Genomic DNA, 13,511 nt, shown 5'->3' on the forward strand with positions numbered 1-13,511 from the left:
TTCTCAGGTATATTTTTTCCCGAAATTGAGAGACTCGCAGTCCGATGAGGGAGGAATAAAAAGTAAGTTTTAACACTAAAAAATAAGTCTCCTCTGCCCGAAGCAGAAGGAGTTCCACGATTATTGGATGCTTTTATTTGGAGGCGTTTTTTACAAGGGCAAAAATCCCTTTCAGGATTTCTTTCGGAGAGGGCGGGTTCCCGGGAATTTTCATATCCACAGGCAGGATTTTATCAACCCCGCCGAGTACGGCGTAAGAACCCTTATAGATCCCGCCGTCACAGGCATCGTCTCCCACTGCTACCACAAATTTTGGGGAGGGCATGGCTTCATAGGTTTTTTTCACAGCTTCAGCCATGTTAAGGGTAACTGCTCCCGTAACCATCAGGACGTCAGCGTGTCTCGGGGAAGCAACAAAAGAGATCCCGAACCTCTCAACATCATAATGAGGGTTTCCGAGGTTTGAGATTTCAATCTCTGTGGAATTGTCACTGCCTGAATCCAGTTCGCGGATGGCAAGGCTGTTCCCGAAAACTTTCGGGATCTCTTTTTTGATTTCTGCTCCAAGGGCTTCCAATTCTTCATCCCGGAATTCAAAGGTCTCCGTAACCTTGGGCCGGAGAAAGAGGGAAAGAGGGTTTACCATAATTATACCTCGTGTTTCCTGAGTTTTTGTATATTCAAAGGTCGGTTCCTGCATAGGAGAGGTTAAGGCTCTTGTTGATCAGGGGAAAGTCGGGAACAATATTTCCGAGTACTGCATGTTCTATAACTTGCCAGTTACAGAAAGATGCCGTTCTTACCTTATAACGGTCAACAATCCCGTTTTTCATGTAGACCCAGTGCAGGTTCTGTCCCCTTGGGGCTTCTACAAGGGCAAGGGAATATCCTGTAGCTCCAGGGCTATTGGCTTCTCTTAGATTATGCCCGGCGTATCCGGCGTATCCGGTACTTTCAGCAAATATGGGGCCCTGTGGAAGTTTTTCTGCGAGGCGCAGGATCAGGTCCGCAGATGCACGGACCTCATTGGCTTTTACCTCAAAGCGGGAAAATACATCCCCTATTTTCCTTACTGAAAGTTCCGGAGCAAAGTCTTTATAGGCTCCATAGGGCCTGTCGAGCCTGGTGTCGGCAGGACAGCCTGAAGCCCTGGCAAGAGGGCCTGTAAGGTTAAGCGGAGAGACAAGTTCCTTTTTTATCACGCCTGTCGTTGCAAACCTGTCAATAAGTGAAGATGAAGACATTGCCCTCTCGAAAGCAGTTTCAAATGCCCTGGAAAACTTTTCCAGGAAGGCAGGAAGGTCGTTCAGGAGTGAATCGGGGATGTCCTTTTTCAACCCTCCGGGAATGGTAATTCCGCGCAGGAACCTTGAGCCTGTCAGTTTTTCGTTCTGCCTGAATGCCTCTTCCCTCAGTATTAAAAAGGGGCTTGCCACAAGAGAAAAGCCTACATCTACAGCCATTCCAGCAAGGTCTCCGAGCAGGGAATAAACGCGTTCGAGCTCAAGCATTATTGCCCGCAGGCGTTCTGCCCTTTCAGGTACTTTTATTCCGCAGACCTGCTCTACTGCCATACAGAACCCTGTTGCATTTGCCATACTTTCGTCCCCGCTCACTGCTTCGGCAAGAGCGACGCATTCTGAGGGGCTTTTTCCTTCAGCCAGTTTCTCTATTCCCCTGTGCTTGTAAAAAAGCCGGATTTCCAGGCTGAATATAGGCTCTCCTATCACGCTGAACCTGAAATGCCCCGGCTCGATTATTCCGGCATGCACAGGCCCGACAGGGATCTGGTATACACCTTCGCCTTTAACCTGCCTGAACCTGTACTCTTTTCGGGGGAATTCAGAGGGGCGGATAGGCCCGTTTTTGAAGGTTTTTAGCAGAGGGTGGAAGTCTTCAGGGTAGCACTCGTGCAGGAAAAGCCTTCTGGTATCAAGGGCACCGGCAAAGTCCAGCCCGAAACCATCTCTTATTTCCCGCTCAAACCAGGAAGCTGAGGGGAAGGTTCCTGCAACCGAGGGAACCTTTTTTTCTTTTTCTGCCTCCCGGACAAGTACAAGGGCAGGTGCCCTTCCTGCCTGTTTGAAAACATAAAAGAGGGTAAAGCCGCCCTTTTTTTCAAAGGCTTCTGCGCAAAAAAGCCCGATAAGGCTGAACTTCCTTTCTGCAAGCGCAAGAGATGCATCTTCAAACCCGGTTTCCGAAAGCCTCAGGTATATTTCGTTTTCACGGGCATTGAGCAGTTCGGGCTCTTCTTCTACAATGCCCGAAATTATTGAAAGCAATTCCGCTGTATCTTTATTCATTTTGATATCCATATTTACCGCCCCTTAAACATACCCGAGTTCAAGAATTATCGCATCAAGCAGATCCCTTAGTGAATCCGGGAAATAAAAGCCAAGGGCAAGGGCAAGAGCCAGCATGAAGATCGTTGGGACCTTCATTCCATTCTTTACCATATATTGACCCGGAAGCCTGCTTTTCTCATATACTGCTTTTCCTGTGGAGAGTTCCTTTGCGTTTCCTCCTGTTCCCGCAGGAGTCCTGGGTATGTGCCGGTGCTCCTCTTTTTCGTTTTCTTCTTCTACAGTCACCTTTGAGAAGGCTTTCAACAGGAAGTTTGCAAAGGATGCAGCTGCAAGGATGAGCATGAGCAGCACTGCAAGGGTCATGTAGGGAGAAACTGCCGCACTTTCCAGCAGGATGAAAAATTTTGCCGGGAAGAGAGGAAAAGGCGGCATTCCTACTATTGCAATGCTGCCAAGGATCAGGCACCAGGCTGCCATGGGCTGGAGTTTGAAGACATCCTTCATATTTTCACGCATATTGCTTCTGTATTGCCTGTGCAGAATGCCTGCGGAAAACAGCAGAGTTTCCTTTACCAGGATATGGACGAGCATGTAATAAAGAGTCCAGAAAAGGGCAATAGGCGTCCCGATCCCTATTCCTATGAGGAGAAGGCCCATATGCTCGACACTTGAGAAGGCTATCAGCCTCTTTAAATTCCTCTGCTGGAACATGCTGAATGAAGCGAGAGCAATTGAGAAAACCCCTGCTGCAATCAGGATAGAAGACGCCTGTGGGGCGGCACTGCTCTCTCTAAGCAGGGCATACATCCTGATAATTCCGTAGATCCCCAGGTTCTGCATTAGACCTGAAAGAATTGCACTTACCGAAGGTGCCCTTGCATAGGCGTCCGGGAGCCAGGTGTGGAAAGGAGCTACCCCTGCTTTTGCCCCGAAGCCTATGAACGTGAATGTAAAGCTTGCAAGGAGAAGGGCAGGGGAAAACTCAGAGGCATGAACTGCCAGTACTGTCCAGTTGAGGGTGCCCTCTCCGAGGGTCTGTTCCGAGAGGGTGAAGAGGAAAACCAGTCCGAGGAAAGCAAAGAGCATGGCTCCGGAGACTATGAAGACGTATTTTAAGGCTGCATCGATATTCTCCCTTGCTGACAGAATTGCAACAAGCATGGCAGCGCAGACCGTTGTGAGTTCTGCAAAGATCCAGAAAAGCGCCAGGTTATCCGAAAAGAGCGCAACAGTGGATGTAACAAGCAGGAGATTGAAGGCAAGGTAGAAGGTCTTCAGGTTTTTAGGGTCAAGTTCTCCGGCTTCCATAAGGCTGTCAGTATACCCTCTGGCATAGAAGGCTGCTGCGGAAAATCCCAGGGCCGTTATTAGTTCCACATAAAGGTTAAGGTGGTCAAGATAGAGAGATTCTCCGAGCCTTCCTGGCAGGTCAAGCATGAGCAGAGCTGTGCAGCTCATGACAAGGTGCAGCAGGCCGTTTCCTGCGGCAAGCGCATTCATGAGCCTGTGGGACTTTGGAATAAGGCCAAGTGCCAGGAATATCCCCATTACTAACAGGTAATACCGGATCACAGGGATTCCACTCCTGTCCAGATCTGCAGTTTTCGGAATTTCTGCCTGTATTCTTCAATGCTCGAGTCCATCCCCACAGCCAGAATAGTGGTCAGCATGACCAGGATAATAAGGTCGATTATAATCAGGACTTCGATGATAAAGGGAAGCTCCGTAACAAAAAGCCCGAACATCAGGACCCCATTTTCCATGCTTAGGTAGCCAAGCGCTTTTGTGATTACCTTTTTTCTGCTGAACATCACAAGCATGCCCATCAGGGTCAGGGAAAGGCCTATCACAGCCCCGAAGAAGAAGAGCCTCGAGAGGGGCAGTCCTTCGAAGACCCTTGAAAGGAACGTATAGGAGAGGAGGATAAGGCCTATGCTCAGCAGAAGAGAGGGTGTTGGTTCCAGATATGCAAAGTGAAGGTCTCTTCCGATTTTGATTTTCTCTTCTATTCTGGAGATGAAGTAAGGAATCAGAATTACCTTGCTTGCCAGGGTCAGGCCTGCCAGCAGCAGAAGCTGACCTTTCCCGTCTATCATGTAGAGGAGAAATGAGACTGCAGCTAGCAGGAAAGATTGGATTGTGTATGTGGTAAGGACTGAACTCAGGTTGCGGGTTGAGATGATCAGCCCTGCACTGATAAGGACAAAGACGAAAAGGACCTTTATTATGCCTTCAAGGAAGAGCGGGTCAATCATGCAAACACCTCGATAAGGATGGTAAGGGCTGAAAAGAAAAATGCCATCACGTAAAATGCAGGAAGCCTGAAGAGCCTCATCTTTGCAAGGGCTGATTCAAAGAGCCCGATTATTATTGCAAGCAGTCCTGCTTTCAGGAGGAAGAGAAGGGCTGAGACCACAATTTTTCCGGCATCTATCTCAGTACTGAGCCCTACTGGAAGAATTGTGTTAATCAATATCCCCATAAGCAGGAACTGTTTAAGAGCATGGGCAAGTTCAAGCAGGGCAAGATTTTTTCCTGTCTGTTCAAGGATCATTGCCTCATTAATCATGGTAAGTTCAAGGTGAGTTGCCGGGTTATCCACAGGGAGCCTGCCGGTCTCCACGATCAGGATAATGAAGAGCGAGATTGAGACCAGGACAAGGGTCGGGCTAATGGGAAGGACCGTGCCTGCAGTAAGTGCGAACATATGGTGCAGGTTGAGGCTTTTCAGAACAAAAGCCAGAGCTGCAAAAGCGATTACCATTGTTGGTTCGATCACGGCTGCAAGGCTCATTGACCTTGAACTGCCCATGCCTCCGAAAGCACTTCCTGCGTCAAGTCCGCCAAGGGCGGTAAAGAACCTTTCAAGTGCAAGAAGGTACAGGAAAACAATGATATTCCCCAGCCCTCCTGCAGGTTCCGGTACAAAGACCAGAGGTACGAAAAGGGAACAAACTAGCAGAGTCGAAAGGTTGAGGTATGGGGTAAACCGCATGATCCAGGAGGAGGTAGGGGAATAGACCGCTTCCTTCTTCATGAGTTTTCTTAAATCGTAATAAACCTGAAAAAGCCTCGGGCCCTTTCTTCCCTGGGCGTATGCCTTCACCTTCCGGATCAGAGCCATGTATAGAGGGGCTGCCAGCAGGGCAAAAAGCGGATTTAAGAGGGCAAAGAGCAGGAACGACGTGTTCATACAAGGCCTCCGGTTGCTATAATCAACGCAATTACTGCCAGAAAGGCGTAAAGGACGTAACTGTCAAGTTTTCCGTTCTGCAGGCTTGAAACATATTTTGAAAAACTCTCGATTGCCTGCGCAGGAGGAATGTAAAGGTACTCTTCAAAGAAGCGAAGAAGGCGGATTTCCACGTTCCCGTTTTTAAAGAGGCTTTCCTGTTTGTCGAGGTACTCAGCTTTGTGCACAATCTTTGTCCTGTAAATGTTTTTGAAGATCATTACAAGAGGCTCGGAAAAGCCTGCAGAGCTGTATTCCATGTAAGGGGCAAGGGTCGGACTTCCGCATCCCCAGGTTTCGCTAATCCTGGCAGGGCTCGTTTCTTTTGAACGGATTATCAGGAAAAGGGCTGCGTATATTAACCCAAGCAGAAGCCCCAGCAAAAGCAGGTCCGGGAACTCAATCTCCCAGCCTGCAAGAGAAAGGAGCTGCTTTGAGAAAAGCCCTGCAAGTATGCAGAGAGCTGCCGGCACTGCGGATCCTATCAGCATGGGTTTCTGGACTTCTACAGCAAGGCGGCTCTTTTCCGAACGCGGCATGGCAAGACAGGTGATCCCGAAAAGTTTTACGAAAAGAGCAGCTGCCAGCGCTCCGGTAAGGGCAAAGCTTGAGAGAGCAGTTATCAGAAATACGGTGAGAAGGGGGTCAGTTACGGCAAACGACTGGAAGAAAGCCTGGTAGAGCAGGAGTTCACCAGCAAAACCGTTTGTTGGAGGCAGGGCTGCAATCGAGACTGAACCTATCATGAAAAGGGCTGAGGTTACAGGCATCGTTTTTACAAGGCCTCCGAAGGCTTCGATATTCCTTGTGCCTGTAGCATGGACTATCGAGCCTGCACAGAGGAAGAGCAGGCTTTTGAAGAGAGCATGGTTAAAGGCATGGAAGCAGGCTCCTGCAAGGCTTAACAGGGCGAGGGATTCAAGCCCTTCAACTTTGAATATAACATACAGCCCTATTCCCGTGAAAATGATCCCTATGTTTTCAATGCTGCTGTAGGCAAGGAGCCTTTTTATGTCGTTTTCCTTAAGGGCATAAATTACCCCAAAGAGGGCTGAAAGGCTGCCTACTGTAAGGATGAGTACTCCCCACCAGAGTTCAGGTGTGAAGACAGAGAGCAGGAAACGCAGGAAGCCATAGACTGCAACCTTCAGCATGACTCCGGACATCAGTGCCGAGACACTTGATGGGGCTGCAGGGTGAGCATATGGAAGCCATTTGTGGAAAGGAACAAGTCCTGCCTTGACCCCGAAACCAATAAAAAGGGAGAGAAAGGGGAGAGCCAGCTCGCCTGCAGAGTATTCAAGCGGTCCGAACTCGGCCGAGCCTGTCAACTTGAAGAGGCTTATGAAGCCCACAAAAAGAAACGCCGTGCTGATGTTGGTCATCACGAAGTAGAAAAAGCCTGCTTTTTTATTTTCCTCAGAGGAATAGTCGTGAAGCACAAGCAGGAGAGATGAAAGGGACATTATTTCCCAGAAAATAAGGAAAATGACCATATTGCCTGCAAGTACAACCATAAGCATGGCAAGGATAAAGAGATTTGTCAGGGCTGTCTGCAGGTTTTTCCTGGCTTCACTTTTAGCGTGTTCCACATATTCTACCGAATATATTGAAACACCGGGCACGACTGCTGCAATTAGCAGGATAAATCCGGCTGAGAGCCGGTCTGCAGCAAGGGTAAAATCCAGGCCCGGAAGATATCTAATGGCTGGAAATACAGGCTCTTTTCCAGTGTAGAGGATCGCGCCTGCAAAACCCAGAAGCAAGATTGATGATATAATAGAAAGGCCAAAAGAAGTCTTTCTTGTGTTTTTACTGCGGTACAGGAGAGGGAGGACAGTTCCGGATATAAGGGCGGCAATTGCACCGTATACTAAGGCTTCGAGCAATGTATTCACTCCTCAAACCGAGATCCGGCAGCTAAAAGAAAAGCTGAAAACAGTTTATCAGTCCGGGTAGAGAGTTCTGGATTTCCAGATCCCATCCCGCTTAAAGCAAGACTTTCGAAACTATCCTCTGTATATGAGATGATAGGGTTAGTTTTGTAATTCGTATTGAGATTCCACCGTAAATTTCATCCGGGTTTACTCTCCCCGGAAACGTTTCTGCCTAATACTTCCTAATATTATATAGATTTACATTATAAAGTTTATTGAACTGATTAATAATTATTATTCATGACATATATTTTCGCTACAGGGAAAGAATCAGGGGCTTTAACACAATAAAATAATTTATTTTTTTGTATCTCAAGAGGGAATTCCTGATATCTAACTCTTAACATAGGAGGATTGGAATAATCAGAACTATAATAATCTTACGCAGCCTATTCCGCTCTCAACAGAATTACTTTTAAGTTCAAAACTCTGTATGTATATTCCATATGTCCAGGCCCTCCAAAAGTACAGCAAATTATTGCCGTATCTGCGACATAGTCAAAACTATCGTCCATTGCCTACAAAAAAGTACAGAATATAGAAAGGCGCAAAGCAGTTTCAATAGACTAATTTTTAATCCGTGGACGCATGGATTGGTATGACTACTCTCAAATCTGTTTCTTTCAGTAACCTTTCAGTGGTAATGATGTTGGTTCTTATTCCTTTCTTATTCTTTTCTTATTTTTTTCTAATTCTTTTCTTATCCCTTTTATTCTTTTAAAACCCTGTACACCAGATGCACATACTTCTTTTCCACAATTTCATTTCTTACGAGTTCGAGTTGAATCCCGCTTTTCTCAATGCCTCTGAAAAGATTTGTCCCGGTTTTTCCCACAATCTCCGGAGTCAAGACCAGGCTGATTTCCTCCACGAGCCCCTGTTCGAGCAGAATGCTGTTCAGTATTCCTCCGCTGTCCGAGACTACAAGCTTAAAACCATACCGTTCATTTGCAATTTCAAGTGCTTGCTTGATATCCACGCGTGCCGCTCCTGCCCGGATAAAGTCGTAGTTCCTTTCCTTCAGGTAATTGATGTAAGGCTCAGGAGTTTTCTCCGATACGAGGACGATCACATCTTTACTGTACTCGGAACGCCTGAAAACGTGCATCAGCCCTTCAAGAATTCCCCGGGAATCAGCGATCATCCAGTATGCCCGGGTGTCGTTAGGCTGAATTTCAGGTTTCTTGAAGTCCAATTCATCTTCCGGAGGGACTTTTTCGCAAAAAAATTGTGTTCCCGCCTTTGCGGTGTTTGAGCCGACTATCATGGCATCAGGCTCGTAATTGCCCAGGATTCCATAGTGAACATCAAGGTTTGCCGTAAAGCCGGTAGTTGAGCCGTCGAGACTTATGGTGTTGTGTATAACCAGTCTGGGTAGCATATTGTCACCTATTCCCCTAAATTAAACATCCAATAAAGTTATTCTATATTGGAATATATTTAATCTGGATGCATACTCTGGAATTTGAAGGCGTATCAAAGTCTTTCGCAGAAAAAAATGTTATCAGAGACATCTCTTTTTCAGTCGAACAGGGTGAGATCTTCGGGCTGCTGGGACCAAACGGGGCTGGAAAAACCACCCTTTTAAGGCTGCTTCTTGATATTATAAAACCGGATTCGGGAGAAATCCGGGTCTTTGGGGGTTCTCTGGGTCCTGCTGCAAAAGATAGGATTGGCTACCTTCCTGAAGAAAGGGGGTTGTACAGGAAAACAAAGCTTCTGGATATGCTTGTCTATCTCGCACAGCTTAAAAACGTCCCTAAAAAAGAAGCTCAGGCGAATGCAGCGTCTCTTCTGAAATCCCTGGACCTGTACGAACACAGGGGGAAAAGGGTAGAAGAGCTTTCAAAAGGGATGCAGCAAAAAATTCAGTTCCTTTCTTCTATTATCCATGAGCCTGAACTTATTATTCTTGACGAGCCTTTTTCAGGGCTTGATCCCATAAGCACGAAAACCGTTAAAGACAAAATTCTCGAGTACAGGAGTGCAGGCAGGACCATTATCCTCTCCACACATATGATGGAACAGGCGCAGAAGCTCTGCGACAGGATCCTTATGCTGAATAAAGGTGAGCGAGTGCTTTACGGCACCGTTGCAGGGATACGAAAGGAGCACGGGAATAACTCTCTACTTGTGGAGTTCGCTGAAAAAAGGAGTTTGAGCATTATTTCAGAAATTCCAGGCATCAGAAAAATTACAGAGCATGAAGGGTCAGTTGAGATCTTTCCTGAGGAAGGCATAAGCGCACAGGCAGTTCTTCAGGAGCTTGTACGGAGAGCTGATCTCCTGCGGTTTGAGCAGGCTTTTCCTTCCCTGAACGAGATTTTTATTGAGACTGTGGAGAGTGCTTCTGGTGAGTAAATTTTCCGGAAAAACCTTTATTGTTGCCAGGCATGAGTTCCTGAAAACCGTAAGGCGTAAAGAGTTTCTCTTCATGACCTTTGCTTTTCCTCTTCTCCTTGCCGGAATCGCTATTATTCCCTCTCTGCTTGCCGGCACCACTCTTGCCGAAGATCAGAGGGTAGGCTATATTGACATGACCGGTTCCTTCGATTTTCCGGAATCATTAACCCATGAAGGTTTCTCTATGGGGCCGCTGGGAGCAAAGCCCTCAACTATAGAGTTTGTAAGGTACGAAGAGGGCTCTGAAGCCAGGGAAGCCCTGCAGTCAGGGCAGATTTCTTCCTATCTTATAGTCCCTGCAGATTTCCTTGAGACCGGTGTGATCGAACTTTATGCCTCCGAAAAGGGAATGTCAGTTCCGGGGGCTGAACTCTCGTCTGAACTTTCAAATATCGCGATCAATTCTCTCCTGAAAGACCGGGTGGATGAACCCGTGCTCGAGCGAGTCAAAGATCCGATTAACCTTAATATGTATAATATAGGGGATAATGGAGAATCTTCAGAGCAGGGCATAGCCGAGATCCTTGCCAGCGTTGGTCTGCCTTTTCTTATGGCCTTTCTCCTCTTTTTCAGTATTTTTTCGGCATCAGGCTATCTCCTTCGTGGGGTTGCTGAAGAAAAGGAAAACAGAATTATGGAGGTTCTTCTTTCTTCCGTAACCCCTTCCGAGCTTCTTACCGGCAAAGTAGTGGGGCTTGGGGCAGTCGGCCTCCTGCAGATTATCGTGTGGCTCTCAGTAATCTTTCTGGGAGGTGGCTATGCCCTTCCGGTAGATATCGAGCCAATGCTCCTTTTTATTGCCCTTATTTATTTCCTGCTCGGCTTTCTCTTCTTTGCCAGCATGATGGCTGGAGTTGGGGCAGTAACCGGTTCTCTTCAGGAGAGCCAGCAGGTAGCAGGAATTTTCACATTTGTAGCTGCATTTCCTCTTATATTCATGCAGGTGATCCTTACAAGCCCCGACAGCCCGCTTGCAGTTTTTCTGTCCCTATTTCCTTTCACTTCTCCTGCATCCATGCTTGCGAGGATCGGGGCTTCGGAAGTTCCTTTCTACCAGATCGCAGCGAGTTTCTTTATCCTTTTTGTTTCAATTCATGTAGTAATCGTGATTTCAAGCCGGTTGTTCAGGGTTTACCTGCTCATGTACGGAAAAAGGCCCGGGGTAAAGGAAATCCTGAAAAATATTAAAGCAGGGGGACGGTGAAGGAAAGAAAACCCGATATCTTTTGATCAGCATGGAAGGATTGTAATTTGAACAAAAGGATTTTGAACAAAAGGATTTTAAACACCAGGTCCAGCATCAAGGAGCAGGATAATACAGCTGCTTCCTGTGAATTGACGTGTTTAAATACTGGGGGATAAATGAAAGTACCCATTGCAGGTAAACAATCGCATTCTATTGTTGAATATAGTGACTGCTTAAATAATCCAAAATTCTATCGCCAGTATTTTATAATATAACTTACATATATATGATTGGTTCATGAGGGATTACTGTAGAATGGAGCAAATTCAGGACAGCCTCAAAACTGATCCAGTAATATACTTCATGACACAGGATACTGTAAATGGAGTAAAAGCAGGACAGCCTTAACTGATCCGGTAATATTCTACTTCCTGATACAGGATAAACCTTGTGAACCACCTAACTGACTTTTTTACTCAATGGTCTTTTTTATATCCTACTTTTCATTGAGCAGACACGTTCTTATTTTATCTCCACGGGTGGGAAGACCCCTTTCCTCAACAGTTCCGGCTTTGCCGGAAATGGCAGGGAGGGGTAGTTCACGATAAGTCCGCCTGGATACAGACCGGAGCGATATGGTTTACTGCCTGGAGAGCGATGCTTTCAAGGAAGTTGCGGACACTCCATGGAATCTTATCCAGAGTATGGGAGGCAAAATTCAAGCTGCCTACGATTTCGTTACTATACTTAAGAGGGATTACCGCGACTGCTGTAATTCCTTCTTCCCTTACCGCTTCAGCCATATTTTCGGAGTAAAAATCCAGTGAGTAAATGGGCTTTTTGATCCAGATCTGTTTTGCCTCATTTGATTCTGCCTTATATCTTGAAACCTTTTCTTTGAATTCGGGTGAAATTCCCCTGGATGCAACAAGATTTATCTGGTCCATAAGTTCGTCTTTAATATATACGCCCCCGGCATCCAGTCCGTTTATCTGCAGGCAGGCATCAAGTACCAGGTCAAGAATGGTATGGAGATTCCAGGTCGTATTAAGTTTCATTCCCAGTTCCCGCTGGATTTCAAGCATTTTCTGGGCTTCTTTTCGTTCGGTAATATCTACAACAAGGCCCTGAAGATGTGTTGCTTTGCCTTCTTTGTCCCTCTGGATAAAGGTTTTCTCATCCACCCAGAGCATTTTTCCGTCTCCTGTAAAAATCCTGTATTCAATATCGAAAGAATCCCGGCCTTCTGCGATGTTGCGTTTAAGGGTTTCAATAACCGTGCCAATGTCATCCCTGTGAATTATACTCCCGTAAGCCACTTTCCCTGATGTGAAATCTTCTACAGTGTAACCGAATTGGGTCACGTTTTCTGAAACGTATTCGGTAGGCAGGTTTTCTTTGTTTTCCCATAAATATGCCACTGCCTGGCTGTTGTTGATTATGGTTCTCAACAGCTTCTGCATTTCAAAAGATTTCCTGAGGGCTTCTTCATTCTCTTTCCGTTCGGTTATATCGAGGACAAGCCCTTGCAAGTGGGTTATCTCTCCGTCTTCATTCCGCTGGATAAATGTCCTTTCGTTGACCCAGCGCAGGTCTCCGGCTTTTGTGAATATTCTGTACTCCGCATTGAAGTCAACTTCACCTTTTCGGATACGCTGTTCAAACATCTCTTCAACTTTTTTCTGGTCATCAGGGTGGATGATGTCCCCATAAAGGATATTGCCGGAAATAAAGTCCTCCACCGTGTACCCAAACTGGACGACATTTTCCGACACAAATTCGGATGGCCATTTTTCCTCCTTTCTCCACAGGAAAACAACTGCAGGGCTATTGTTTACTACGGTCCGGATTATTTCCTGCATCTTAAGGGCAGATAATAGGTCCACAATTCCTATTGCTGCAATTACCTCTCCTTCTTCTGAGAAGATCGGGCAAACAGCCACGTTTCTGCCCAGGTAAGTGCCCTCCTTCGGAACTCCCCTTACGGTCTTTCCGGTCCTGAGCACCTCTTCGAGTACAGGTCCTGTATAGTCCCTGTCAATTATTTCCCCTTTTTCCAGGCGAAGTCCCTTCCGCTTGAGGCTGCGAATGGTGGTCGGAAGCCCTACAAGAGAATGTACTGCAACTGCGATTGCTTCAAGTTCTTCAGGTCCTGCATCTTCAGATATCACAGAAGTAATTCTTTCACCCCCAGGAAAGATTCTTACATTTTATAACTAAAGGTAAAAATATTTCAACCGGAAAAATCTCGTGCTGAAATCCATTATCCGGCCTTTTATACTATATTTATCAGAGAATATATAGTCGTTCTTTATTTATAGAACGAAGCGTAAACCCCCCAGATCTTTACAGGCTGTCCTACAATTACTGGTAGTAATAATATAATAATCGTCTGTTGTTAAACTGGAACTTTTCAACTTTATTAAATTTGCATTCTATTCATT

Annotated in this window: 10 protein-coding genes; 2 read left to right on the forward strand and 8 right to left on the reverse strand. The window is 46.3% G+C overall.

Annotated elements, in window-relative coordinates; genetic code table 11:
- Positions 1-133: 133 nt before the first annotated feature.
- The 7 genes from EO92_RS12080 to EO92_RS12110 form a co-directional block, all read right to left on the reverse strand.
- Positions 134-646: an NADH-quinone oxidoreductase subunit B family protein gene (locus tag EO92_RS12080; RefSeq protein ID WP_048171886.1), complete on the reverse strand. Its 513-nt coding sequence runs from the start codon at positions 644-646 to the stop codon at positions 134-136.
- A 34-nt stretch (positions 647-680) separates the two neighbouring features.
- Positions 681-2,318 (reverse strand): NADH-quinone oxidoreductase subunit C, encoded by a 1,638-nt coding sequence (locus tag EO92_RS12085; RefSeq protein ID WP_048171888.1) that lies wholly within the window; start codon positions 2,316-2,318, stop codon positions 681-683.
- A gap of 12 nt (positions 2,319-2,330) precedes the next feature.
- On the reverse strand, positions 2,331-3,881 hold the full coding sequence (locus EO92_RS12090; protein ID WP_048171890.1) for a proton-conducting transporter membrane subunit: 1,551 nt from the start codon (positions 3,879-3,881) through the stop codon (positions 2,331-2,333).
- On the reverse strand, positions 3,878-4,564 hold the full coding sequence (locus tag EO92_RS12095; protein ID WP_048131618.1) for a hydrogenase subunit: 687 nt from the start codon (positions 4,562-4,564) through the stop codon (positions 3,878-3,880). Before EO92_RS12095 ends, EO92_RS12090 begins: the two co-directional genes overlap by 4 nt.
- Entirely contained in the window at positions 4,561-5,502 is a 942-nt protein-coding gene (locus tag EO92_RS12100; RefSeq protein WP_048171893.1) for a respiratory chain complex I subunit 1 family protein, read from the reverse strand. The genes EO92_RS12095 and EO92_RS12100 overlap by 4 nt, the downstream gene beginning before the upstream one ends.
- On the reverse strand, positions 5,499-7,439 hold the full coding sequence (locus EO92_RS12105; RefSeq protein WP_235283320.1) for a proton-conducting transporter membrane subunit: 1,941 nt from the start codon (positions 7,437-7,439) through the stop codon (positions 5,499-5,501). Before EO92_RS12105 ends, EO92_RS12100 begins: the two co-directional genes overlap by 4 nt.
- A 748-nt stretch (positions 7,440-8,187) precedes the next feature.
- Entirely contained in the window at positions 8,188-8,859 is a 672-nt protein-coding gene (locus tag EO92_RS12110) for a dihydrofolate reductase family protein (protein ID WP_048171897.1), read from the reverse strand.
- Between the two features lie 68 nt (positions 8,860-8,927).
- On the opposite strand from EO92_RS12110, the gene EO92_RS12115 reads away from it, so the two are divergent.
- Entirely contained in the window at positions 8,928-9,839 is a 912-nt protein-coding gene (locus EO92_RS12115) for an ABC transporter ATP-binding protein (RefSeq protein ID WP_048171899.1), read from the forward strand.
- Positions 9,832-11,085: an ABC transporter permease gene (locus EO92_RS12120; RefSeq protein ID WP_235283321.1), complete on the forward strand. Its 1,254-nt coding sequence runs from the start codon at positions 9,832-9,834 to the stop codon at positions 11,083-11,085. The genes EO92_RS12115 and EO92_RS12120 overlap by 8 nt, the downstream gene beginning before the upstream one ends.
- Positions 11,086-11,666: 581 nt before the next feature.
- On the opposite strand, the gene EO92_RS12125 is transcribed toward EO92_RS12120, so the two are convergent.
- Positions 11,667-13,238: a PAS domain-containing protein gene (locus tag EO92_RS12125; protein ID WP_048171903.1), complete on the reverse strand. Its 1,572-nt coding sequence runs from the start codon at positions 13,236-13,238 to the stop codon at positions 11,667-11,669.
- Between the last annotated feature and the right edge of the window lie 273 nt (positions 13,239-13,511).

It is taken from the genome of Methanosarcina sp. 2.H.A.1B.4 (assembly GCF_000979385.1).
In the GTDB taxonomy this organism is placed as follows: Archaea; Halobacteriota; Methanosarcinia; order Methanosarcinales; family Methanosarcinaceae; genus Methanosarcina.